This is a genomic window from Citrobacter sp. RHBSTW-00524 (assembly GCF_013747755.1).
In the GTDB taxonomy this organism is placed as follows: Bacteria; Pseudomonadota; Gammaproteobacteria; order Enterobacterales; family Enterobacteriaceae; genus Citrobacter; species Citrobacter braakii.
Genome location: NZ_CP056421.1, coordinates 3,462,868 through 3,486,050, shown reverse-complemented (window position 1 = coordinate 3,486,050; position 23,183 = coordinate 3,462,868). Strand labels below are relative to the sequence as shown.

20 protein-coding genes are annotated in these 23,183 nt (G+C 53.4%); 5 read left to right on the top strand and 15 right to left on the bottom strand.

Features of this window, described 5'->3' with window-relative positions; all coding sequences use genetic code 11:
• Positions 1-5: 5 nt before the first annotated feature.
• The 4 genes from HV229_RS16900 to cecR are packed head-to-tail and all read right to left on the bottom strand — an operon-like array spanning position 6 to position 4,530.
• Entirely contained in the window at positions 6-1,139 is a 1,134-nt protein-coding gene (locus HV229_RS16900; protein WP_016156059.1) for an ABC transporter permease, read from the bottom strand.
• A complete protein-coding gene (locus tag HV229_RS16895; RefSeq protein ID WP_016152356.1) occupies positions 1,132-2,868 on the bottom strand; it encodes an ATP-binding cassette domain-containing protein in 1,737 nt (578 codons plus the stop codon). Before HV229_RS16895 ends, HV229_RS16900 begins: the two co-directional genes overlap by 8 nt.
• Positions 2,861-3,856 (bottom strand): secretion protein HlyD, encoded by a 996-nt coding sequence (gene hlyD, locus HV229_RS16890; protein ID WP_047415256.1) that lies wholly within the window; start codon positions 3,854-3,856, stop codon positions 2,861-2,863. The genes HV229_RS16895 and hlyD overlap by 8 nt, the downstream gene beginning before the upstream one ends.
• Positions 3,853-4,530, bottom strand: a complete 678-nt coding sequence (gene cecR, locus HV229_RS16885; RefSeq protein WP_016152358.1) for a transcriptional regulator CecR — start codon at positions 4,528-4,530, stop codon at positions 3,853-3,855. The genes hlyD and cecR overlap by 4 nt, the downstream gene beginning before the upstream one ends.
• Before the next feature lie 221 nt (positions 4,531-4,751).
• Between cecR and rhlE the strand changes: the two genes are divergently transcribed.
• From rhlE to HV229_RS16865, 4 genes are all read left to right on the top strand, one after another.
• The gene (gene rhlE, locus HV229_RS16880) at positions 4,752-6,095 is read left to right on the top strand and encodes an ATP-dependent RNA helicase RhlE (RefSeq protein WP_181545967.1); all 1,344 of its coding nucleotides are present in this window, start codon (positions 4,752-4,754) and stop codon (positions 6,093-6,095) included.
• Positions 6,096-6,191: 96 nt separating this feature from the next.
• On the top strand, positions 6,192-8,342 hold the full coding sequence (dinG, locus tag HV229_RS16875) for an ATP-dependent DNA helicase DinG (protein ID WP_181545965.1): 2,151 nt from the start codon (positions 6,192-6,194) through the stop codon (positions 8,340-8,342).
• 29 nt (positions 8,343-8,371) lie between these two features.
• Positions 8,372-9,340 (top strand): DNA-binding protein YbiB, encoded by a 969-nt coding sequence (gene ybiB / locus HV229_RS16870; protein ID WP_016156063.1) that lies wholly within the window; start codon positions 8,372-8,374, stop codon positions 9,338-9,340.
• Positions 9,341-9,500: 160 nt separating this feature from the next.
• Positions 9,501-10,586: a malate/lactate/ureidoglycolate dehydrogenase gene (locus HV229_RS16865; RefSeq protein ID WP_046274639.1), complete on the top strand. Its 1,086-nt coding sequence runs from the start codon at positions 9,501-9,503 to the stop codon at positions 10,584-10,586.
• A gap of 97 nt (positions 10,587-10,683) precedes the next feature.
• Here the strand turns inward: HV229_RS16865 and ybiJ are convergent, their stop codons facing one another.
• The 5 genes from ybiJ to mcbA all read right to left on the bottom strand — a co-directional run bounded on the left by ybiJ (position 10,684) and on the right by mcbA (position 15,147).
• Complete coding sequence (gene ybiJ / locus HV229_RS16860) at positions 10,684-10,944, bottom strand: DUF1471 family protein YbiJ (protein WP_016152363.1); 261 nt, start codon at positions 10,942-10,944, stop codon at positions 10,684-10,686.
• A 300-nt stretch (positions 10,945-11,244) separates the two neighbouring features.
• On the bottom strand, positions 11,245-11,511 hold the full coding sequence (locus HV229_RS16855) for a DksA/TraR family C4-type zinc finger protein (protein ID WP_003035233.1): 267 nt from the start codon (positions 11,509-11,511) through the stop codon (positions 11,245-11,247).
• Positions 11,512-11,586: 75 nt separating this feature from the next.
• Positions 11,587-12,264: a PKHD-type hydroxylase YbiX gene (ybiX, locus tag HV229_RS16850; protein WP_016152365.1), complete on the bottom strand. Its 678-nt coding sequence runs from the start codon at positions 12,262-12,264 to the stop codon at positions 11,587-11,589.
• Between the two features lie 43 nt (positions 12,265-12,307).
• Positions 12,308-14,593 carry a catecholate siderophore receptor Fiu gene (locus HV229_RS16845; RefSeq protein ID WP_181545964.1) on the bottom strand — a complete coding sequence of 762 codons (2,286 nt, stop codon included), beginning with the start codon at positions 14,591-14,593 and terminating at the stop codon, positions 12,308-12,310.
• Positions 14,594-14,886: 293 nt separating this feature from the next.
• Complete coding sequence (mcbA, locus tag HV229_RS16840) at positions 14,887-15,147, bottom strand: DUF1471 family periplasmic protein McbA (protein WP_016152367.1); 261 nt, start codon at positions 15,145-15,147, stop codon at positions 14,887-14,889.
• 210 nt (positions 15,148-15,357) lie between these two features.
• Between mcbA and rlmF the strand changes: the two genes are divergently transcribed.
• Positions 15,358-16,284, top strand: a complete 927-nt coding sequence (gene rlmF / locus HV229_RS16835; protein ID WP_181545962.1) for a 23S rRNA (adenine(1618)-N(6))-methyltransferase RlmF — start codon at positions 15,358-15,360, stop codon at positions 16,282-16,284.
• Here rlmF and ybiO read toward each other — a convergent pair.
• The 6 genes from ybiO to rhtA form a co-directional block, all read right to left on the bottom strand.
• Positions 16,281-18,518 (bottom strand): mechanosensitive channel protein, encoded by a 2,238-nt coding sequence (gene ybiO / locus HV229_RS16830; RefSeq protein ID WP_181545960.1) that lies wholly within the window; start codon positions 18,516-18,518, stop codon positions 16,281-16,283. The two genes, rlmF and ybiO, sit on opposite strands and share 4 nt — an antisense overlap.
• Positions 18,519-18,636: 118 nt before the next feature.
• The gene (gene glnQ / locus HV229_RS16825) at positions 18,637-19,359 is read right to left on the bottom strand and encodes a glutamine ABC transporter ATP-binding protein GlnQ (RefSeq protein WP_003035246.1); all 723 of its coding nucleotides are present in this window, start codon (positions 19,357-19,359) and stop codon (positions 18,637-18,639) included.
• Positions 19,356-20,015 carry a glutamine ABC transporter permease GlnP gene (gene glnP, locus HV229_RS16820; protein ID WP_003035248.1) on the bottom strand — a complete coding sequence of 220 codons (660 nt, stop codon included), beginning with the start codon at positions 20,013-20,015 and terminating at the stop codon, positions 19,356-19,358. Before glnP ends, glnQ begins: the two co-directional genes overlap by 4 nt.
• A gap of 107 nt (positions 20,016-20,122) precedes the next feature.
• Positions 20,123-20,869, bottom strand: a complete 747-nt coding sequence (gene glnH, locus HV229_RS16815) for a glutamine ABC transporter substrate-binding protein GlnH (RefSeq protein WP_016152370.1) — start codon at positions 20,867-20,869, stop codon at positions 20,123-20,125.
• A 365-nt stretch (positions 20,870-21,234) separates the two neighbouring features.
• A complete protein-coding gene (gene dps, locus HV229_RS16810) occupies positions 21,235-21,738 on the bottom strand; it encodes a DNA starvation/stationary phase protection protein Dps (protein WP_006685362.1) in 504 nt (167 codons plus the stop codon).
• Positions 21,739-22,041: 303 nt separating this feature from the next.
• Positions 22,042-22,929, bottom strand: coding sequence for a threonine/homoserine exporter RhtA (gene rhtA, locus HV229_RS16805; RefSeq protein ID WP_016156069.1), 888 nt, complete (start codon positions 22,927-22,929; stop codon positions 22,042-22,044).
• Between the last annotated feature and the right edge of the window lie 254 nt (positions 22,930-23,183).

Here is a 23,183-nt window from a genome sequence, read left to right as displayed (position 1 = left end):
TCCCCTTAATCCAGCCGACGTTTGGTTTTAAGCCACGTCAGGCCAATAAACATCACCGCCGAAGCGATTAAAAACAGCACGTTGATAATCAGTACCACCGGAATATTTCCCGCCAGAAACAGGCTTTGTAGGGTGCTGACGAAATAACGAGCCGGAATAATATAGGTTACTGCCCGGATAATCGCCGGCATGCTGTCTATCTGGAAGATAAAACCCGACAGCATAATCGAGGGCAGGAAGGCGGCGTTTAGCGCGACCTGCGCAGCGTTAAACTGATTGCGGGTGATGGTGGAGATAAGCAACCCCATGCCGAGCGTGCTGAGCAGAAACAGGCTGGTAATGAAAAACAGGATCAGCAACGAACCGCGATAAGGCACGCCGAGAATAAACACCGACACCAGCATACACAGCAGCATCGCCAGCATGCCCAGAAAGTAATAGGGGATCAGTTTACACAGCAGCAGTTCGACGCGGGTGACTTCGGTAGACAACAGCGCTTCCATGGTTCCGCGCTCCCATTCGCGCGCCACCACTAATGAGGTGAGGATAGCGCCAATAACCGTCATGATGATGGTTACCGCCCCGGGAATAATAAAATGTTGGCTGATGGCCGCCGGGTTAAACCAGTAGCGTGTCTGCACGTCGATCAAAGGTTCAAATGATTCTCCGCGATCTTCCGCCCGCTGTTGTTGCCAAATCTGCCAGATGCCTTCGACATAACCCTGCACAAAGTTAGCGGTATTCGGTTCACTGCCGTCGGTGATCACCTGGATCGGCGCCACGTCGTTGGGGCGCGCCATCTGCTGGGCGAAATCCACCGGGATCACCACCAGCCCGCGAATGCGTCCGGCCTGCATTTTCTCAATCAATTCCTGACGGTTATCGCTGATGGTGGCGTCAATATACGGTGAACCGGTCATGGTATGGGTAAAATCCAGCGCCTCTTCGCTTTGCTGTTCGAGCAGAATCCCTACCCGCAGCTTGCTGGAGTCGAGGTTGATCCCGTAGCCGAAGATAAACAGCAGCAGCAGCGGGATCACCACCGCAATCAGCCAACTGCTGGGATCGCGGACGATCTGGCGCGTCTCTTTCACGCACAGCGCGCGTACGCGACGCCAGGAGAGAACGGAGTTACTCATGCGTATGCTCCTTATCCCAGTCATTGATTAGCGTGATAAACGCCTGTTCCATGGTCGGGTCTGGCGTCTCACTGTCAGCAGCCTGAGCTTTCAGGTCGTCCGGTGTACCGCTGGCAATCAGTTTGCCGCGATACACCAGCCCGATGCGATCGCAGTATTCTGCCTCATCCATAAAGTGGGTGGTCACCATCACCGTGACGCCTTTTTCCACCATACTGTTGATATGTAACCAGAACTCCCGACGGGTGAGGGGATCGACCCCGGAAGTGGGTTCATCGAGGAACAGAATGTCGGGTTCATGCATCAGCGAACAGGCCAGCGCCAGGCGCTGTTTAAAGCCCAGCGGCAGTTCGTCGGTGGCGTGGGAGGCGATACTCTTCAGGCCGAATGCCTCGCTCATCCGCTCGATTTTCTCCTTCTGCGCCCGACCGCGCAGGCCGTAGACGCCGGAGAAAAAGCGCAGATTCTGTTCAACCGTCAGGTTGCCATACAGGGAGAATTTCTGTGCCATATAACCCAGATGCTGGCGCGCTTTACCGGAGCTGACCTTCAGGTCCATGTCCAGCACCAGCGCTTTACCCGAAGTGGGGACCAGCAGGCCGCACATCATTTTAAAGGTAGTGGATTTGCCCGCGCCGTTGGGTCCTAACAAACCAAAAATCTCGCCGCGCTGCACGGCAAAGTCTACGTGGTCGGTAGCGGCAAAATCGCCAAATTTTTTGGTCAGCGCTTTGGCTTCGATCACCGTTTCACCTGGCGTGCCTTCCACGGTATGCAGGATAGCGCCCAGCGGGGACTCCGATGTTCCGGCCCCGCCGAGTAAATCGATAAAGGCATCCTCGAAGCGGGGGGCGGTTTCGTTGATGGTTATCTCCGGCATGCCGTCAGCGTTTTGAATCTGCTGGGCCGTCGCTTCTTTTTTCAGGATTAAGCGGACGGATTTCCCCTGAATCATCCCGTCGCTAACCTGCGGCAGTTTTAACGTGCGTTGCAGCAGTCGGCGGTTATTTTCCTGCGAACTGCTCATCAGGAAGCTGCGACCCGACATGGTTTGCGTAAGCTGAGTGGGATCGCCCTGATACAGCAATTCACCTTCGTTCATCAGCAGCACATCACGGCATTGTTCAGCTTCATCCAGATACGAAGTGCTCCAGAGGATCAGCATGCCGTCCCCGGCCAGCTCATGAACCATTTGCCACAGTTCGCGACGGGAAATAGGGTCGACGCCTACGCCAGGCTCATCCAGCAGTAACACGCTGGGTTCACCGACCAGCGTACAGGCAAGTCCGAGCTTCTGTTTCATGCCGCCGGAAAGCTTGCCGGCCAGGCGTCCGGTAAACGGCCCCAGCGAGGTAAATTCCAGTAACCGGGCAAAGGTTTTTTCTCGCGCTTCACCGGTAACGCTACGTAAATCTGCATAGAGATTGAGGTTCTCCATGACGGTCAAATCTTCATACAGACCAAATTTCTGCGGCATGTAACCCAGTACCGCATGCAGCGCGCTGTCGTCTTTGATGGGATCAAAACCAATTACCGTTGCGCTACCGGCGTCGGGTTTCAACAGCCCTGCCAGCATTCGCATCAGCGTGGTTTTGCCAGCGCCATCCGGCCCGACCAGCCCGGTCACGTAGCCCGCATGAACGGTACAGTCGAGCGGGGCGACGGCCGGTTTATCCATTCCGGCAAAGTTTTTCGTCAGTCCATTCAGCGTAATGACGGCGTCATTCATGCCGTGCCTCATCGCTGAACTTTATCGTTACCGGCATTCCCTGGCGCAGCGCATCGTCCGCGTCGGTCACCACAATACGCAGGCGATAAACCAGGTCGGTGCGCAGGTCAGGGGTCTCGACTGTTTTTGGGGTAAACTCCGCGGTGGGCGACACGAAGCCGATTTTACCGTGATACGGTTTGTCCGGACGGCCATCGGTGTAAAGCAGGATTTCGCGTCCTGGCTGCGCCTGGCTCAGATTTTGTTCGTCAACGTAGGCGCGAACCCATACCGGACGCGTGAGTGACAGCGTCAGTACCGTGCCCCCTTCGTTCAACATGCTGCCGGGTTCGACCGCACGGGTGAGTAACGTGCCGTCAGACGGCGAGGTCAGCGTGGTGTCATGCAAATTAAGCTCTGCCTGGGCCAGCTCGGCCTGAGCTTGTTCGAGCGTGGCTTTCGCCTGCTCGATGTCCTGCACACGATTACCGCTGCGGTATTGGCTGAGTTTATCCTGTGCGGACTTCAGAGAGGCCAGCGCCTGATCGCGTGATGAACGGGCGTTTTCCAGATCGTTGGCGGAGATAGTGCGGCTTTTCCACAATCCCACCTGCCGATTGTAAAAGTTTTGCGCGTAATCATAGGCTGCCTGCGCCTGTTTGACTGCCGCTGCGGTTTGCGCGATCTCTTCTTCACGATACCCTGCCAGCATCAGATCGTATTGCGCCTGCGCGGCGGCAACATTCGCTTTTGCCTGCATTAATGCGTTTTCATACGGTGCACGGTCCAGTTCGCCCAGCACCTGACCGGCGGTAATGGCATCGCCTTCGTCAACCGCCAGCGAGGCCAGCCTGCCGCCGACGCGAAAACTCAGGTTGACGCTACGGATATCGACATTGCCGTACAACGTCAGACCGTTATCTTGCCGACTTTGATACCACCACGTTCCACCGGCAATCACGGCAACGAGGGCCGCGATGACCAGCCCGAGAACGACAGGTTTTTTCATGACTCCAGACTCCTTTGCGTTAAACCTTGCAGAATAAGATCGATGTGACAGGTGATCGTTTGGTCAATCAGCGCGGTTTTATCCTCATCAAATTGTGACCAGCCCGTACGCAACAGAATGGTTTCTTTCCCCAGACGAAAGGCCAGTACCTCGCCGAGTAGGGCGTGGGTGTGCAGGATCATTTGGGTATCGTTGGCATCGCCGCCGGTATAGGCAGCAATCAGGCGCGTCAGGTGAGTATGTAGCGGATTGATAACCTGGTCGTGCACCAGTTGATAAGCCGCGGTGGGGGAAAGCTGTTCGCGCGAAATAAATTTGCTCAGGTTAACGGTATCGTCCTGGGTTAACAGCATGATCATATTTTTGCAGGCGCGGAGGATCAGTTCGCGCATCGCGCCACGATCCGGTTCCGGCTGAGCAAACAGACGCTCGGCTTCTTCAGCGTGCGGGCGAAACTGTGAGCCGATAAAATCCGCAATCCACTGGGCGCAGGCGAGATATAAATCCTCTTTTGAGCCAAAATAGTAGGTGATAGCAGCAATATTTTGCCCGGCCTGCGCGGCGATATCGCGAGTAGTGGCGTGCAGACCATACTCGCCAAACTGCGCCAGCGCGGCGGCAATGAGCTGATTTTTCGCCTGTTCACCTTTGGTTGTCATGGTGGGTGTATTCATAGCACGACTCAGATCTTAATCAATCGATTGATTAAGATTATGACTGATGTGTAACCTTGTCCAGTCCGGACCGTTATTTTTCAGCGCAGGGATAATTTATGCGGCACATCACAAAAACTGCTACACTCCGCCCCTTCATGACATTGTGGTTTTTGTCATCTTTATTATATGTATCTCCCTGAAAACGACACCGGTAACGGTCAGGGTGGTTCGGAGTTGTTATGTCTTTTGATTCCCTTGGTTTAAACCCTGATATTTTACGTGCCGTTGCCGAGCAGGGTTACCGTGAACCTACCCCTATTCAGCAGCAGGCGATCCCTGCCGTGCTGGAGGGCCGCGATCTGATGGCCAGCGCCCAGACCGGTACGGGGAAAACGGCAGGTTTTACCCTGCCGCTGTTGCAGCACCTGATTACCCATCAGCCGCATGGCAAAAGCCGTCGTCCGGTGCGTGCGCTGATCCTTACGCCAACCCGCGAACTGGCGGCCCAGATTGGCGAAAACGTACGTGATTACAGTAAGTATCTGAATATTCGCTCGCTGGTGGTCTTCGGCGGCGTGAGCATTAACCCGCAGATGATGAAGCTGCGCGGCGGTGTGGATGTGCTGATCGCCACGCCTGGTCGTTTGCTCGATCTGGAACACCAGAATGCGGTGAAACTGGATCAGGTTGAGATTCTGGTACTGGATGAAGCTGACCGCATGCTGGATATGGGCTTTATTCATGATATCCGTCGCGTTCTGGCGAAACTGCCGACAAAACGCCAGAACCTGCTGTTCTCAGCAACATTCTCTGATGATATTAAGTCGCTGGCCGAAAAGCTGCTGCACAATCCGCTGGAAATCGAAGTGGCGCGCCGTAATACCGCGTCAGAGCAGGTGACTCAGCACGTTCATTTTGTTGATAAAAAGCGTAAACGTGAACTGTTGTCGCAGATGATCGGTCAGGGCAACTGGCAGCAGGTGCTGGTGTTTACCCGTACCAAACATGGTGCGAACCATCTGGCGGAACAGCTGAATAAAGACGGCATTCGCAGCGCGGCGATCCACGGTAATAAATCTCAGGGGGCGCGTACGCGTGCGCTGGCTGATTTTAAATCCGGTGATATTCGTGTGCTGGTGGCGACCGATATTGCCGCGCGCGGTCTGGATATTGAAGAGCTGCCGCACGTGGTGAACTACGAGCTGCCAAATGTCCCGGAAGATTACGTGCACCGTATTGGTCGTACCGGTCGTGCGGCCGCTACCGGCGAAGCGTTGTCTCTGGTGTGCGTCGATGAACACAAGCTGCTGCGTGACATCGAGAAGCTGCTGAAAAAAGAGATCCCGCGAATTGCGATGCCAGGCTACGAGCCAGACCCGTCCATCAAAGCCGAGCCGATCCAGAATGGTCGCCAGCAGCGTGGCGGCGGTGGTCGCGGTCAGGGGGGAGCTGGGCGTGGTCAGCAGCCGCGTCGTCAGGATGGCGGTGCGCCAAAAGCGAAACCGCGTAGCGGCGAAGGCAAACCGGCGGGCGATAAGCCTCGTCCACCGCGCCGTCCGCGCAAACCGTCTTCAGCGCAGTAATTGCGAGCCCGGCCGAAAGGTCGGGCTTTTCTTTTTGCGACACGTATCAGAAAGTGCCACAATAGTGGCTGTTTATACAGTATTTCAGGTTTTCTCATGGCACTAACGGCCGCGCTAAAAGCGCAAATTGCCGCCTGGTATAAGGCGCTTCAGGAACAGATCCCCGACTTTATTCCCCGTGCGCCCCAGCGGCAGATGATTGCTGACGTCGCGAAAACGCTCACCGGGGAAGAAGGGCGGCATCTGGCAATTGAAGCGCCGACCGGGGTGGGGAAAACGCTGTCGTACCTGATTCCCGGTATTGCCATAGCGCGTGAAGAACAAAAAACGCTGGTGGTCAGTACCGCCAACGTTGCTTTACAGGATCAGATCTACAGCAAAGATTTACCGCTGCTGCGCAAAATTATCCCCGATCTGCGTTTTACCGCCGCGTTTGGTCGCGGGCGTTATGTCTGCCCGCGTAATTTAGCGGCGCTGGCCAGTAGCGAACCCAATCAGCAGGATCTGTTGGCCTTTCTCGACGATGACCTGACGCCCAACAACCAGGAAGAACAAAAGCGCTGCGCCAGGCTAAAAGGCGATCTCGACAGCTACAAGTGGGACGGGCTGCGCGATCACACGGATATCGCTATCGACGACGGACTCTGGCAGCGCCTGAGCACTGATAAAGCCAGCTGTTTGAATCGTAACTGTCACTACTATCGTGAATGCCCCTTTTTTGTCGCCCGCCGTGAGATTCAGGAAGCCGAAGTGGTGGTGGCTAACCACGCGCTGGTGATGGCGGCCATGGAAAGCGAAGCTGTTTTGCCGGAGCCGAAGAACCTGCTGCTGGTTCTTGATGAAGGTCACCATTTGCCGGACGTCGCGCGTGATGCGCTGGAGATGAGCGCAGAAATCAGCGCCCCCTGGTATCGGCTGCAGTTGGATCTGTTTTGCAAATTAGTAGCCACCTGCCTGGAACAGTTTCGTCCAAAAACCACGCCGCCGCTGGCGAATGCCGAGCGTCTGAACGGTCACTGTGAGGAACTGTATGAGCTGATTTCATCGCTCAATAACATTCTTAATCTGTACATGCCTGCGACCCAGGAGGCGGAACACCGCTTCGCGATGGGCGAGCTGCCTGCGGAAGTGATGGAGATTTGTCAGCGTCTGGCGAAGCTAACAGAAATGCTGCGCGGTCTGGCGGAACTGTTCCTCAACGATCTCAGCGAAAAAACCGGCACCCACGATATTGTGCGTCTGCATCGGGTTATTTTACAGATGAATCGGGCGTTGGGCATGTTTGAGGCGCAAAGCAAACTGTGGCGGCTGGCTTCGCTCGCGCAGTCGTCAGGCGCGCCGGTGAGTAAATGGGCGACGCGCGAAGTGCGTGACGGGCAGATCCACGTCTGGTTCCACTGTGTGGGGATCCGTGTGAGCGATCAGCTTGAACGACTGCTGTGGCGCAGCGTACCGCATATTATCGTGACCTCCGCCACGCTGCGTTCGCTCAACAGCTTCTCGCGTTTGCAGGAGATGAGCGGGCTGAAAGAAAAAGCTGGGGACCGGTTTATCGCGCTGGATTCACCGTTTAATCACGTTGAGCAAGGCAAAATCGTCATTCCGCAGATGCGCTACGAACCGTCAATTGATAACGAAGAGCAGCATATCGCGGAAATGGCCGCCTATTTCCGCGAACAGCTGGAAAGTAAAAAGCATCAGGGCATGCTGGTACTCTTTGCCAGCGGTCGGGCAATGCAGCGTTTTCTTGAGCACGTTACCGATCTGCGTCTGCTATTGCTGGTACAGGGCGACCAGCCGCGCTATCGACTGGTGGAGCTGCACCGCAAGCGGGTGACCAACGGCGAGCGTAGCGTACTGATTGGGCTGCAATCCTTTGCCGAAGGTCTGGATTTGAAAGGCGACTTGCTGACCCAGGTGCATATTCACAAAATTGCTTTTCCGCCTATCGACAGCCCGGTGGTGATCACCGAGGGCGAGTGGCTGAAAAGCCTGAACCGCTACCCCTTTGAGGTGCAGAGCTTGCCTGCGGCGTCATTCAATTTGATCCAGCAGGTTGGGCGACTCATTCGTAGCCACGGCTGCTGGGGAGAAGTGGTTATTTATGACAAGCGTTTATTGACCAAAAGCTATGGCAAGCGTTTACTGAACGCATTACCCATATTTCCGATAGAGCAACCTGCTGTGCCAGACGTTATAGTAAAACCAAAAGAAAAAACGAAACCCACGCGTCGCCGTCGGCGTTAACGATGCGAGCAATAGGCAAGGAGTTATCGATGGATTACCGCAAAATCATCAAAGAGATTGGGCGAGGAAAAAATCACGCGCGTGACCTGGATAAGGATACTGCTCGCGGACTGTATACCCATATGATGAACGGCGAGGTGCCCGATCTTGAGATGGGCGGTGTACTGATTGCGCTGCGCATTAAAGGCGAAGGCGAAGCGGAGATGCTGGGCTTTTACGAAGCGATGCAGAACCACACCATTCGCCTGACTCCGCCAGTGGCCAAACCCATGCCGATTGTCATTCCCAGCTACAATGGCGCGCGCAAGCAGGCAAATTTGACTCCGCTGCTGGCGATTTTACTGCATAAACTGGGCTTCCCGGTGGTGGTGCACGGTGTCAGCGAGGATCCAACCCGCGTGCTGACTGAAACCATTTTCGAACTGATGGGGATTGCGCCGACGCTGCATGCCGGGCAGGCGCAGGCAAAGCTGGATGGTCATGAGCCGGTGTTTATCCCGGTGAGTGCGCTGTGTCCTCCGCTGGAAAAACAGCTGGCGATGCGCTGGCGAATGGGCGTGCGTAACAGTGCGCATACGCTGGCTAAATTAGCCACGCCGTTTGCCGAAGATGCCGCGCTGCGTCTTTCCAGCGTTTCCCACCCGGAATACGTATCGCGCGTGGCTAAATTTTTCGGCGATATCGGTGGGCGTGCCCTGTTGATGCACGGTACCGAGGGTGAAGTGTACGCCAACCCGCAGCGCTGCCCGCAGATAAGCCTGATAGATTCGTCCGGCGTGCGAGTGCTACAGGACCGGCAGAGCGAGATGCCCGATGAGCCGGTCCCGCTGCCGGTGGCTAAAGACCCGGAAACTACCGCGCGCTGGATTGAGCGTTGTCTGGCGGGCAGTGAGCCGGTTCCGGCATCGCTGAAGATCCAGATGGCCTGCTGCCTGGTAGCAACCGGTGAATCCGCGACGCTGGCTGAAGGACTTGGCCGCGTCGAGCAAAGCTTCTGATTTTTCTTTCTCCCGACGGTCCTTTGCCAGTCCCGTCGGTTCACGCTTTCCGGCAACGTGAAATTTCTGCACGTTTATTGATCTCCTGAGCGCTGTGGCGCAGCATAGTTTGTTGAAAAATAAGAAACACAATCAATACGCGACACAACAGGAGATAACAATGAACAGTGGACATCGCTTCCATGTGCCAACGCTGCACGCCTTTATCCAGGCCGTTTTTCACCAGATGGGAAGCAACGAGCTGGAGGCGCGGCTGGTGGCCGATCATCTGATAGCCTCTAACCTCGCCGGCCACGACTCCCACGGTATCGGCATGATCCCAAGCTATATTCGCTCATTTTCGCAGGGACACCTGCAGATCAACCGCCATGCCAAAGTGGTCAACGATGCGGGAGCTGTGATTACGCTTGACGGCGACTGCGCATTTGGTCAGGTGGCGGCCCACGAGGCAATTACGCTTGGGATCGAAAAAGCGCGCCAGTACGGTATCGCTGCCGTGGCATTACATAATTCGCACCATATTGGACGCATTGGCTACTGGGCGGAGCAATGTGCGGCGGCGGGTTTTGTTTCGGTGCACTTTGTGAATGTGGTAGGGATCCCGATGGTCGCACCGTTTCATGGCCGCGATAGTCGATTTGGCACCAACCCCTTCTGTGTGGTGTTCCCACGTAAAAATACGTTCCCGTTGTTGCTGGACTATGCAACCAGCGCCATCGCGTTTGGCAAAACCCGCGTGGCATGGCACAAGGGTGAGCCGGTGGCTCCGGGATGCCTGATTGATGCTAATGGGGTACCCACAACCGATCCTGCCGTAATGCAGGTCTCTCCGCTGGGGTCGTTGCTGACCTTCGCCCAACACAAGGGTTATGCGCTGGCGGCAATGTGCGAAATTATGGGGGGAGCGCTTTCTGGTGGTAAAACCACACATGAAGAGAGTCTGCAGACCAGCGCGGACGCCATCATTAACTGTATGACGACCATCATTATGAATCCGGAACTGTTTGGCGCGCCGGACTGCGACAACCAGGTCGCGGCATTTGCTAAGTGGGTGAAAGCGTCCCCCCATGCTGAAGATGCCCCGATCCTGTTGCCAGGGGAGTGGGAGGTGAATACTCGTGAAGAACGGCTGGAGCAAGGTATTCCGCTGGATGCCGGAAGCTGGCAGGCGATTTGCGAGGCGGCGTTGCAAATAGGGATGCCAGACGCCGTGTTGCAGGAATTCCGTCAACGACTGGAACACTAAGCAAAAAAAAGCCCGTCCAGTGGTGGACGGGCAAACAAAGGGTAACAAACAGGGTCAATGAGGGTTGGAGCATTGGGTCGTACAGGTAATCTTTCGGTTATTTATAGATAACCGCGGTGCCGCTCATTTTGTCTTTGCCGATAGCGGAAGTGATGCTGTAACCCGTTGCGCCAGCAGCAGTCGCTTTTTCAGCCAGTTTTGCTTCCAGGCCGTCCAGCGTGGTGGCGCCGTCAGCAGATACCACACCAATTTTGTTCATGTTTTGCGCCTGAGTAGAGGAAACTGGCTCGGCAGCGAAAACGCCAAATGACAGGGTAGACAGAGCGATGGCGGCAACAGCAAATTTGATATTTTTCATGATTAATTTCTCGCAGGTTTGTTCTGTTAGTCAGTGTTCTTTAAGAAGACGTTGTTTCGTCGATGTGAGAAGTATCACGTTTTTTTATGCGAGATAAAATCGAATAGAATTGACGACATTAATCAAAAAAATTGAATGACAAATAACTTATTGAATATTAATAAATTCGAAAGAGGGATTTACAGTTCTTGTCATTGCGCTTTACAGAGAAACCGACAACGGCACAATTTGCTACACAGAGTGCAAAAAAGCGTGCTCGTAAAGGAAATCGTATGCGCTGAAACTTTCGGTAAAGATAAGTCAACGTAGCTGGCTGTCTTTCGAACCTCTGCGATTATATCCTGAAAATGCAGCGCTATGTGAATCTTTATCCTGCTGGCATGTGATGCACAAGCGTACGCCGGGCACGGCCTCCCGTCTGGCCTGAGGGATTGGATTACCACATTCTTCGCATTCATACAGACTTTCCCCCGTCGGTAACTCACCGCGGGCGCGGGCAACAGCATCTTCAATAGTATTGTTGATCTGTTCGTTAACAGCGTCGTCATTTGCCCATCCGGATGCCATACCTACCTCCTGCTGATGTCTACAGAATAAGTATAGCGAATGTGATGGCTGAAAAACGACCACGCGTCAGCGGTATCAGATTTCAGACCATTCGCGCAGCAGGTTATGGTAGAGATTGAGAAGCGACAGGATCTCGCTACTCTCCCCATGACGTGTCTTCAGGGACTGGATGTTTTTATCCAGTTCAAAAAGCATGGCGCGATTTTTATCGTCCCGGATCATCGACTGGATCCACATAAAGGATGCCACCCGAACCCCACGGGTCACCGGCGTAACGCAGTGCAGGCTGCTGGAAGGGTAAAGTACCAGATCGCCTGCCGGAAGTTTTACCGCATGCTGGCCGTAGGTGTCATTGACCAGCAGCTCTCCTCCCTCATAATCGTCAGGATTACTCAGGAATAAGGTGGCGGAAAGGTCTGTGCGCATCCAGCCGTTTTCCGGATGACTACGCACCGCGCCGTCAACGTGAAAACCGTAGGTCTCGTTGTCCTGGTAGCGATTGAACAGCGGTGTGGAGAGCGTTTTCGGTAATGCAGCGGCGAAGAATAACGCGCTGTTGTTCACCGCGTTTTGTACCGCCTGTTGTAAAACGCCGTAACGCTCACTTTGCGTATTCACCTGCTGGTTGTTTTTAACCTGCGCGCCCTGAGCGCCGGTGGTTGCGCGGCCATCAACCCAGTCGGCAGCGTCCAGTTGTTCGCGAAACCAGGCGACATCCTGCGCCGACAGAATGCCGGGAATGTGATACATCATCAGTGTTTCTCCTGAAAGTGGGGCTTACGCCCCACGTAAAAGATCAGAAATGCATATTTGCCGTGAGCAGGAAGGTTCTTGGCTCACCCGGATGGTAACGGTATCCGCTCTTGTTAATGGAGGATACATAATCGGTGTCGAACAGGTTATAGACGTTCAACTGGAAATCGAGATTGCGATTCACGCGATAACCCAGTTTCGCGTCGGCGACCCAGTAACCTTCGGTGTAGGATGGCGTACCCACGGCCCCGTCGGAACCGCGATGCATACTGCCCACGTAGCGAGCGCCCGCGCCAACGGAAATATTATCGGTAGCCTGGTACTGGTTCCACAGCGTGAACGCATGTTCTGGCGTATACGGCAGAGATGAAGAACCATCCTGAGCAACGTTTTTGCCGCTGTGGATCGTCGCGCGCTGCTGGGTGTAACCCCCAATAACCTGCCATGCGGGAGTGATGTTCCCTGCTACCGAGAGTTCGTAACCTTCAACGCGCTTCTCCCCGTACTGGGAATATGTGCCGTCGTCGTTCTGCTCAACTTCGTTCTCAATATCCGTACGGAAAATCGCGGCAGTTAACAGCAGGCGCTTATCCAGCACCTCCCATTTGGTGCCGATCTCGCTGGTTTTCGCTTTCTGCGGTTTGAAATCGGTACGGTTCGCACTGTTACCGCTTCCGCCCTGAGCGAGGGCAAAGTTGCTGCCGCCCGGCGGTTGCTGAGAAACGGCGTAGTTAATGTAAACGTTACCGTTATCGGTCAGGTGATACAGCGCGCCCGCTTTCCAGTTTACCAGATTGCCTGATTTGGCAGTATCCACGGTGGTGACCGGAGAACCTTTCGCCACGCCTGTCGGACACGCGACCGCGCCGCGACCAGAAGCGCCGCAAGCGGTGGCGCTGTCATATTCCGTGCGGTAATTGTCGAGGCGAATACCACCGTTTAGTTCAAACTCACGGGTAATCTGTAGCGTATCAAAGGCGTATACACCGAAGGTATCGGTTTGCCCGTTAGCATTAGCGCCGTTACGAGATAATCCGCCGATATTCACATTGCTGTCGGGATGATAGATATTTACCGGCGGCGGGGTGATCGGGTTTACACCATAGTTGGTTTGCGTTTCACGCGTTAGCTCCACGCCGGTGCTGATGTCGTGACCGATGGAGCCCGTGTAAAATTTTGAGGTCATGTTGGTCTGGTTGGTTAGGATCTTATTGCTGACATCTTTGGTATTAGCCAGGCGTGACCAGGTCCAGGTGTCGACGCTGCTGGTGGGTTGGGTGATGTTAGTCGCGCCGCCCATCACCGCCGTCATCAGATAATCCTGCTTAATGCGTGACCAGCGGGTGGTGTTGCGAATAGTGGTGCTGTCGTTCAGATCATGTTCAAAACGCATCGTTGCGGTATCGGTCGTCGAATCGTCGTAATCCGAGTTGGTACCGTAGAAGTTATGTGTATCCACTTTTCCTGACTGATTCAGTGCAGCAGTCCCCGCGGAAGGCGCGGAATATCCCGGCAGACCGATGGTGGGGACACCGCCATCCGGGGTGTTGTGCTGGGTGACATGCAGATAGTTCAGATACAGTCGGTTCTCAGTGCCTAAGCCAAAGGCGAGCGAGGGGGCCACACCATAACGTTCATTCTTAACGTTATCGCGACCGGCATCATGCGTTTTTTCACCCATCAGGTTTAACCGTGCAGCGGTGGTCTCGCCGATGACCTGGTTAATGTCCAGCGTACCACGGCGGAACCAGGCGCTACCGACGCTGGCCGAGGCATCGATCCCTGAGTCGGTGCGCGGCTGTTTGCTGATCATATTGATGGAGCCCGTTGGCGCGCTACGGCCATAGTCGGTGCCGGAGGGGCCTTTGATCACTTCAACCTGTTCGGTATTGAAAGTGTCGCGCGTAACGCTGCCAATATCTCGGATACCGTCGATATAAATACTGTTCGAGGTATCCGCACCACGCATGTACACCGCGTCACCGGTGGTGGAGTTACCGTTCTCACCGGCGAAAAACGCGCCAACACCCGGTACGTTTTTCAGCGCATCGGTCAGATTGGTTGCACCTTGATCCTTAATCACCTGCTCAGAAATCACTGTCATGGTGCGGGTTGTATCCGCTACCGGGCGGGAGAACTTAGGGTCGGCAGACTGCGTTGGGGCGTATAGAGAAGGTTTGGCCGCTTCAACAACCAGCGTATCTTCTTGTTTTTTATCTTGATCGCCCGCGGCGACAGCCTGAGCTACCGGAGACAGGCCAATACACAGACCGGCAAAAAAAGTCAGTGAATGAAAACTACTGGCAGGCAAATTGCGATTTTTATCCATGTTAGTGAGTGACTTATTATTTTTTGAGTAGACGGTTTCACTCGCGCGAAGGGACATCTCTGTGGATGTTATACCCTGCAGGCCTCGCGGGAGTGAACGTGTAATTGATAATGATTTTGATAAGCATTACCAATCAGTGCGACGTTTTAGCATTCATTAATTCAAAAATAAATACATTTATTTACATTGGATTCAAAATTGCTACACGATGATTACAATTTGAGCGGTGAACGACGTGAACAGCAGGTAGCAAACTGCATTCGGGGTGAATGCAGTTGGGCTAAGGTGAGGGACTACTTATAGATAGTTGCGCTGCCGTACATCTGGTTTTTACCGCCCGCAGAATTGACGACAAAGCCTTTTGCGCCTTGCTCTTTCGCTTTCTCTGCCAGCTTGTCTTCGAGATCGCTCAGGTTAGAGGCTCCGGTAGCGAAAACAGTGCCGGAAGCTTGTAGCTGGCCGGTTTGAGGGCTGGTGTAGGGCTGTGCAGCAAAGGACGCAAATGTCATGCCGGTCAGTACGGTAGCGGCAAGGAATGTGAGGCATTTCTTCATGGTGATATCCTCTGAGAAACAACAGGTCGTGCCTGATAAGTTTAGGCCGTCAGTGGATAACATTTACCGCAAAAAACTGGTGATGAGATGTCTGTTTTTTGAACAATCAGCAAGCCATCAAATAGGTATAAAAAAAGCAAATTTCCTTGCTGTGTGTTTACCGCGTGGCGTTATGCGGGTATCTTACGCCGCTGTTAAAAGGAGAATGCTATGTCCCCCCAGAAACCGGGATTACACCCACGCAACCGCCACAATGGCCGTTATGATCTTGCGACTTTATGCCAGGTTACACCCGAGTTGACGCAATTTCTCACCCTCACGCCAGGCGGCGAGCAGAGTGTTGATTTCGCGAATCCGCAGGCAGTGAAGGCGCTCAATAAAGCACTGCTGGCGCATTTTTATGCGGTGAAAAACTGGGATATTCCAGACGGTTTTCTGTGCCCGCCGGTTCCTGGTCGCGCTGACTACATTCACCATCTGGCCGACCTGTTAGGTGAAACCAGCGGAACCATTCCGGCAAATGCGAGCGTGCTGGACGTGGGAGTTGGGGCAAACTGTATTTATCCGTTGATCGGCGTGCATGAATATGGCTGGCGATTCACCGGTAGTGAGACCAGTAGCGAAGCGTTTAACAGCGCTCAGGCGATCGTAAACGCCAATCCGGGGTTAACCCGTGCTATTCGTCTGCGTCGCCAGAAAGATGCTACGGCAATCTTCAACGGTATCATTCACAAGAATGAGCAATATGAAGCCACATTGTGTAACCCGCCTTTCCATGATTCTGCGGCTTCAGCCCGCGCCGGAAGCGAGCGCAAACGTCGTAATCTGGGGCAGGATAAAGATGATGCGCTGAACTTTGGCGGGCAGCAGCAGGAGCTGTGGTGTGAAGGCGGTGAAGTGGCATTCATCAAAAAAATGATCGCCGAAAGCCAGGCCTTTGGCCGTCAGGTGATGTGGTTCACCACGCTGGTTTCGCGCGGTGAGAATTTACCTCCGCTGTACCACGCGTTAACGGATGCGGGCGCGGTGAAAGTGGTTAAGAAAGAGATGGCCCAGGGGCAAAAGCAGAGTCGCTTTATTGCCTGGACCTTTATGGATAACGAACAGCGTCGCCGTTTTATGGCGCGTAAACGCTAAAGCGTTGGCTCGGTTGGCGGCAGCGGTTCGCTTGCTGCCGACGCAGGGCCATTCATCGGTGCAGGCAAGACCTGATAGGTCTGTACCGGCGCGCGTACGTTGGCCAGATCGAAGTATTTCTTCACCTGGCTGTCGAGCGCGAAACGTACCGTCCACTGTTTCAGCGGTAATGTGGTAAATGAGACCCGTAGCGTGAAGGCCGTATTGGTTAACCCCACAATCCCGGCAAACGACGGCTCGCCAATAATCAGCCCGCGAATATCGTCCTGTTCCATCACTGCAGCCACAGCGTCTTTCAACGCCTGATTCGCTTTATCTGCATCCTCATGGCGGTCTACGTCGTAATTGGCGACGACCGATCCAATCCCGCGCACAAAGTTGGCGAAGGTCGTTATCGATGACCAGGGAATGATATGGTACGCCCCGGTGTCCTGACGGACGCCCACAGAGCGGATGGACATCCGTTCAACCGTACCGGTGAGTGGGCCGATAGTCACCAGGTCACCTGTGTTCATGCCATTTTCGAACTGAATAAAGATCCCGGTAATAATATCTTTTACCAGCGTTTGCGAGCCGAAAGAGATAGCCAGCCCCAGCGCCCCGGCCCCGGCCAGTAAGGGCGCGATATTGACGCCAATTTCGGATAGCACAATCATGATGGTGATCGTGCTGATGATCACCGCCAGCGCGTTGCGAAACAGCGTCAGCAGGGTGCGGGTACGGGCGCTGGGGAGCGGGCGGCCGTGAATATCGGAAGCCAGACGATTTTCAATCAGGCTGGCAAGGATCGTCCAGCCGATGGCGGAGAAGAATAAAATCAGCGCGATACGGATCAGGATATCCACCGTTTTTTCTCCTGCGCCGTAATGCAGCCAGTTCCAGAAGTCGAACAATCCCCAGGCATTCAGTAGCAGCATTACCGCGACGCACACCGTCAGGATCCTGGCCACGCTTAACGCCGTCGACAGCCAGCCATTCAACCGTTTTTGTAGTTCCGGATAGCTGCGCTGGGTGTGTGGCGAAAGGGTAATAGTTTTGGCTATCCAGCGGGAAAACATGCCGGAAACAAAGGCGGCAATTCCAATGATTACCAGACTGCGCAGCGTAGCGCCCATCATGAATTTCAGGCTGTTGCCCGGATCAAACAGCGAGAAGAAAAACAGCACAATGAAGTAGGCGCTGGCCAGCCAATGCCATACCAGCGCAAAGGCGCGGATAAACAGGCTGAAAAACGCTAACGATCTTTCCGCCAGATTCAGCAAATGCTGCGTTATCTCTTTCTTGTTTCTGAAAATCAGGTACAGCGCCCATAGCGTGATACAGAGCATGATGATGACGTTGGCCATCGCGCCGACCTGCACGTTGACCTGATTCGAGATAATGGGAACGGCAACGATAAGTCCGTATCCAATCAGGCTGCTCAATGAACTTAAACGGCGATTCCAGTAGCGCGCACCGGCATCCTGAATGTTAAACGGGCGCAGTTCGGCCACCGTTGGGCAAAATATCAGGCGCAGAATGGCTTTGAAGAACTCAATCAGCGCAAAGGCATTGAGAAACAGACTTTGCTGAAAGGCGATAGTGCGGCTACCGGCGTTCATTCTGTCGCTCAGTATCTGCCCGACAAACAAAGTCAGCGCCAGCAGAAGCAAATCGATAATGAATGCGCCGACGATCATTGCCGGAAGCTGGAGCCAGTTGCTGCGTTCGCGGTTTTTCCGTCGTGCCCATTGCCCCATTTTGCGATACAGCGGCAGCGCGCACAGGCGAAGCAGCCAGAAAAAACCGAACACTGACGCCGCCAGCATTAAAAAATGGGTCAGGGCATTGGTGAACGTTTGCGGGTTGAAGGTCTTGTGTGGTGCATCGGTAATATTGCGGTAAAGCTGAGCAAAGCGGCTGGAGAGCGCCTCACCGTAGTGGCGGGTGACATCCGTGACGTTTTCCAGCACCGTTTTTTCTTCCGTTAACGTGGGCGGAACAATGGTTGGCACCGGTTCGGCAGGGGGCGCTGTCGCCACTTTGCGTAACTGACCGATCAGTTCCTGGCGCGAGGCGTCATTTTCCAGCACATCAGCCAGTGCGCCGTAGGCCGCTTTCTTCTGTTCAACATCCGGCTCTTTCGCCGGCGCGGTTTGCGCGTTGGTTGACGTTGGCGTAGTGACGCCAGGTATCGTCACCGCCTGAGTCGGGAGACTCACCAGACAAACAAAGATGAACAGGATCCAGCGCATGACTCCTCCCATGAGAAAATAAATTCAAAAGGATAAGTATAGATGTCAGGGCGGGGGAGAAATGAAATGAGAGGATTCTGGTGAAAAACCTCCCTTCAGGCGAAGGGAGGGAGAGCTATCAGGAAACGTGCTGCAAGAATTCCTGTAAACGTTGGCTGGGCGGATTTTCAATCAGGGCCTGCGGATTACCGTCTTCGGCAATACGTCCCTTATCAATGAAAATCAGGCGTGAAGCCACTTTTTCGGCAAAGCCGATTTCGTGGGTCACAATCACCATGGTCATCCCTTCCTCCGCCAGATCCTGCATAACTTTCAGAACTTCGTGGCGCAGTTCCGGGTCCAGCGCTGAGGTTGGCTCATCAAACAGCATCATTTTCGGTTTCACCGCCAGCGCACGGGCGATCGCCACACGCTGCTGTTGACCGCCAGACAGCTCAGAAGGGTAGTGATGCGCACGCTCGGCCAGACCTACTTTCGCCAGCAGCTCTTTAGCCAGTTTCTCGGCCTGTTCTTTATTCGCCCCGCGTACGCGCTGCGGTCCGAACATGACGTTTTCCAGCGCCGTCAGATGCGGGAACAGGTAGAACTGCTGAAACACCATCCCGGCTTCCTGGCGGATTAACCGCTCGTCTACCTTTGGATCGTTTACCTTCAGACCGTCGACGATCAGATCGCCAGAGGTTATCTCTTCCAGTTTGTTAATGCAGCGTAGCAGGGTTGATTTGCCGGACCCGGATGGCCCGATAATTACCACCACTTCGCCCTGCTGAATGTTCAGGTCAATATTGTGCAGCACCTGGGTTGGGCCAAAGTGCTTAGAAACGTTTTTAAATTCAATCACAGGATTTTCATCCTTCTTTCCAGACGACGCAGAATGAAGCTCAGCACCAGCGTAATGATCAGATAGAACACCGCAACGGCGCTCCAGATTTCCAGTGCGCGGAAGTTACCAGCAATGATTTCCTGGCCCTGACGGGTCAGTTCAGCGACGCCAATGACAATAAACAGCGAGGTATCTTTAATGCTGATGATCCACTGGTTGCCCAGCGGTGGCAGCATACGACGCAGCGCGAGAGGTAAAATAACGTGGCGGATAGTCTCTGTACGTGAAAGCCCAAGCGCCAGTCCGGCTTCGCTGAATCCTTTATGGATTGAGAGCACCGCGCCGCGGGTGATTTCCGCAATATAGGCGCCGGAGTTGATCATGATGGTGACAACGGCGGCGCTAAAGGGATCAATGCGTAAATCGTTAAATGCCATTGGCAGGGCAAAGTAAATAAACATCACCTGCACAACGATTGGCGTACCGCGAATGACTTCGATAAACACCAGCGCTACGTGGTTGGCTATCCAACCGCCGAAAGTACGCGCAAACCCTGCTGCAAGCCCGATTATCAGACCGCCTGCCAGACCGAGGACCGAGATCCACAGGGTCATTTTGGCGCCTTCAATCAAAAGCGGGATGGCGGGCCAGATGGCACTCCAGTCAAACTGCATATTTCGTTCCTGTTACCGTGGTGAGAAAAGTAATGAGCCATAACGCGATGACTCAAAATTGCAGGCCCGGCGGCGCTGGCGCTACCGGGCGTTACAGAACGTTCTTGTTATTTAGGTTCGGTACCGAACCATTTTTTGTAGATTTCGTTGTATGTGCCGTTCTCTTTCAGCGTTTTCAGCGCGCCGTTCACTTTCTCACGCAGTTCATCGCTGCCTTTCGGGAAGGCGATACCGTACTGCTGGGCTTCCAGGGATTCGCCTACAGCTTTGAACTGACCGTTGCCAGCGGTTTTGATGAAGTAAAGAATGTTTGGCGTATCGTGCAGCACGGCGTCTGCGCGGTTGGTGCCCAGTTCCATATATGCGTTATCGATATTCGGGAATTGACGCAGATCTTTGGTTTTGATGTTAGCTTTCGCGTAATCAACGGAACCCGTGCCGCTCTTCACAGCGACGACTTTACCATCCAGATCTTTCACGCTTTTCACGTCGTTATTATTCGCTTTGACCATCACTAACAGACCGCTTTTGTAGTAGCCGTCAGAGAAGTCGATCGCTTTTTTACGCTCATCAGTGATGGTGATACCCGCCAGCGCCAGGTCGATATTCTTGGTTTGCAGAGCCGGGATGATGCCGCTGAAATCCATTGGTTTCAGTTCATAATCCAGCTTCAGTTCTTTGGCCACGGCAGCCCACAGATCCACATCAAAACCAACGTATTTGTCACCCTGTTTGAATTCGAACGGTACAAATGCGGTGTCGGTTGCGACAACCAGTTTCTTATCTGCGGCATGGGAGGACACCGCAAAAGCCAGGGTAAGTGCAGCCAGTGAGACTTTTAATACAGACTTCATAGGATTTCCTTTTATATCCACGGGGCGATCCCCTGCGAGAACATATGGCTTAATGAAAAAATCGTGCCAGTTTTGCAACTCATTGTTTTAACAAGAGGGTGTCTCGTTTCTCTGCACAATAAGTAGGGCAAAGTGGGCAATCTGCACTGTTTTGGGGCACTCATTTGGTGCGTACCTGACACAGTGCAAACGGTATGACTATTTAGCGTAAAAATTGTTGATAAAACAATCTTTCGTTAACGATTGTGTGAAATGATTATTACAAATAATTTACTTTGGAGTGACGAACGATCAATGTCATGCACCATAGATGTGCAAAACCCCCGCCAGGGCGAGGGTTATATAGGTAATTCTTATGTCTGCTGTTATTCAATGTTGGCTTCGATAAACCACAGGAATTTGTCGAGGTCGCGTGAAGCGGCGGTGAAGATATCTGCTGTATCTTCGTCTTTTGCTTCGCTAATGGCTTTACGGACGCTGTTAGCGACGACGGCATAACGATCGGCCAGCTCTTTTAAGTGGTCCTGTACGCTATGGATATCCAGCGGATAGCTTTTCAGAGGCGTTTTGCTGTTAATAACCTGGGTGGTACCCAATGCCACACCGCCTAACTGTACGGCGCGCTCAGCCATGGTGTCGAGGTGATCGGTCAGGGCAGTACGGAAGCCATCGAGCATTTCATGCACAGCAATGAAGTTCGCGCCGCGCATGTTCCAGTGAGCCTGTTTGGTGATCAAAGACAGGTCGATGAACTGGATCACTTGCTGATTCAGCAGCTCTACGGTCGCTTTCTTTTCGCTATCTGTTACATCGTTGCGGGTATAAAGGAGGGCAGATGCTTTTGTTTTTACCAGTTTTGCGGTACTCATATTTTCATATCCTCTTGATAATTATGTCCCAGCTCTTCAACGGGAATAAGTATAGCGTGAATTTTGGATTTATTTTTCCGGTGTTACCTATCACTTTAATAGCGAAGAGAGGGGTGGATATGAAATAATTAATAAAATCATATAGATATGATGGTTATTGATGGGGGTGTGTTATTTTTATGTTAATGTAAAAATTTCAAGAAATATGCAGATGAGAAAATTATATTTATTAGAATAATTATCACGCAGATTTACAATTGGATATTCTGCATGATTATGCAAACCATGCAGAATATTAAGTGGTTAATTCACGTCAACTTGCTTAATTTGTGGTTCTTTGCGAATAGTGAGCGTCGAACCCATTGATGCGACAATAATGGCGCCCAGAGCGAGCGTCTGGACAAGCGTCAGCGTTTCACCGAGGAAGATCATTCCTGAAACCGCAGCCAGTGCGGGTTCCATACTCATCAGAGTACCAAAAGTGCGTGTTGGCAGCCGCGTCAACGCAATCATCTCCAGCGAGTAGGGAAGCGCAGTGGAGAGGACCGCAATGGCCAGGCCTAACGGTAGAATGGACCAGTGCCACAAGGCATCCCCAGCCTGGAGCGCACCGATGGGTACAAAAATCAGCGCCGCAATTAATGACCCTACCGCGACGGTCGCCGGACCATGTTCCGCGCCGGCACGCTGCCCGGTAAGAATATAGATTGCCCAGCAGGCGCCAGCGCCCAGCGCCAGTGCAGCGCCGGTTAAATCCACGTGAGAAACGTCCTGACCTAACGGCAGCAGGAACCAAAGCCCGAGTACAGCCAGTGCAACCCAAATGAAATCCACCGGACGTCGGGATGAAAACAGCGCTACCGCGAGCGGGCCGGTGAATTCCAGCGCTACGGCAATTCCCAGCGGGACGGTCTGGATTGACAGGTAGAAGAGATAGTTCATCCCGCCCAGAGACAGACCATAAAACAGCAGTGGCAGGCGTTGTTCTTTGGCGAATCGCAAACGCCAGGGTTTAAAGAAGGCAATAAGGATGAGGGTGCCCAGCGCAAGGCGCAATGCGGTAACGCCCGGCGCACCGACGAGTGGGAATAGCGATTTTGCCAGAGATGCTCCGCTTTGAATGGAGGACATAGCAATAAGCAAAACCAAAATAGGCAACCAGACTGGCGCTTTACGTGACGACCCCGGCATCCTTTCTCCTGTCAAATGATAATTACACGCCTTCATCTGCGTGACGTTGCAAATTTGCTACGACACGGATGACGTGATGTATAGAAAAGTAAAACAGCGAGTGTAATGGAAATACGCACCGCTGGTTGAGTATTCGTTGAAAAAAAAATTGCTCAGTTCCGTACAATGGCATGAAAGTGATGGATTAATAATCTGTGTGATTAGGAATATTCTGGATGAATGTGCCATATTGTGCGCGCAATAATGGCATTTTA

Excerpts from the sequence above, each read along its gene's own strand:
- dps (WP_006685362.1), bottom strand. The coding sequence starts at position 21,738 with ATGAGTACCGCAAAACTGGTAAAAACAAAAGCATCTGCCCTCCTTTAT.
- glnP (WP_003035248.1), bottom strand. The coding sequence starts at position 20,015 with ATGCAGTTTGACTGGAGTGCCATCTGGCCCGCCATCCCGCTTTTGATT.
- HV229_RS16845 (WP_181545964.1), bottom strand. The coding sequence starts at position 14,593 with ATGGATAAAAATCGCAATTTGCCTGCCAGTAGTTTTCATTCACTGACT.
- rhtA (WP_016156069.1), bottom strand. The coding sequence starts at position 22,929 with ATGCCGGGGTCGTCACGTAAAGCGCCAGTCTGGTTGCCTATTTTGGTT.
- HV229_RS16900 (WP_016156059.1), bottom strand. The coding sequence starts at position 1,139 with ATGAGTAACTCCGTTCTCTCCTGGCGTCGCGTACGCGCGCTGTGCGTG.
- mcbA (WP_016152367.1), bottom strand. The coding sequence starts at position 15,147 with ATGAAGAAATGCCTCACATTCCTTGCCGCTACCGTACTGACCGGCATG.
- dinG (WP_181545965.1), top strand. The coding sequence starts at position 6,192 with ATGGCACTAACGGCCGCGCTAAAAGCGCAAATTGCCGCCTGGTATAAG.
- cecR (WP_016152358.1), bottom strand. The coding sequence starts at position 4,530 with ATGAATACACCCACCATGACAACCAAAGGTGAACAGGCGAAAAATCAG.
- rhlE (WP_181545967.1), top strand. The coding sequence starts at position 4,752 with ATGTCTTTTGATTCCCTTGGTTTAAACCCTGATATTTTACGTGCCGTT.
- glnH (WP_016152370.1), bottom strand. The coding sequence starts at position 20,869 with ATGAAGTCTGTATTAAAAGTCTCACTGGCTGCACTTACCCTGGCTTTT.
- HV229_RS16895 (WP_016152356.1), bottom strand. The coding sequence starts at position 2,868 with ATGAATGACGCCGTCATTACGCTGAATGGACTGACGAAAAACTTTGCC.
- ybiO (WP_181545960.1), bottom strand. The coding sequence starts at position 18,518 with ATGCGCTGGATCCTGTTCATCTTTGTTTGTCTGGTGAGTCTCCCGACT.
- HV229_RS16865 (WP_046274639.1), top strand. The coding sequence starts at position 9,501 with ATGAACAGTGGACATCGCTTCCATGTGCCAACGCTGCACGCCTTTATC.
- ybiX (WP_016152365.1), bottom strand. The coding sequence starts at position 12,264 with ATGATGTATCACATTCCCGGCATTCTGTCGGCGCAGGATGTCGCCTGG.
- ybiJ (WP_016152363.1), bottom strand. The coding sequence starts at position 10,944 with ATGAAAAATATCAAATTTGCTGTTGCCGCCATCGCTCTGTCTACCCTG.
- hlyD (WP_047415256.1), bottom strand. The coding sequence starts at position 3,856 with ATGAAAAAACCTGTCGTTCTCGGGCTGGTCATCGCGGCCCTCGTTGCC.
- ybiB (WP_016156063.1), top strand. The coding sequence starts at position 8,372 with ATGGATTACCGCAAAATCATCAAAGAGATTGGGCGAGGAAAAAATCAC.
- rlmF (WP_181545962.1), top strand. The coding sequence starts at position 15,358 with ATGTCCCCCCAGAAACCGGGATTACACCCACGCAACCGCCACAATGGC.
- HV229_RS16855 (WP_003035233.1), bottom strand. The coding sequence starts at position 11,511 with ATGGCATCCGGATGGGCAAATGACGACGCTGTTAACGAACAGATCAAC.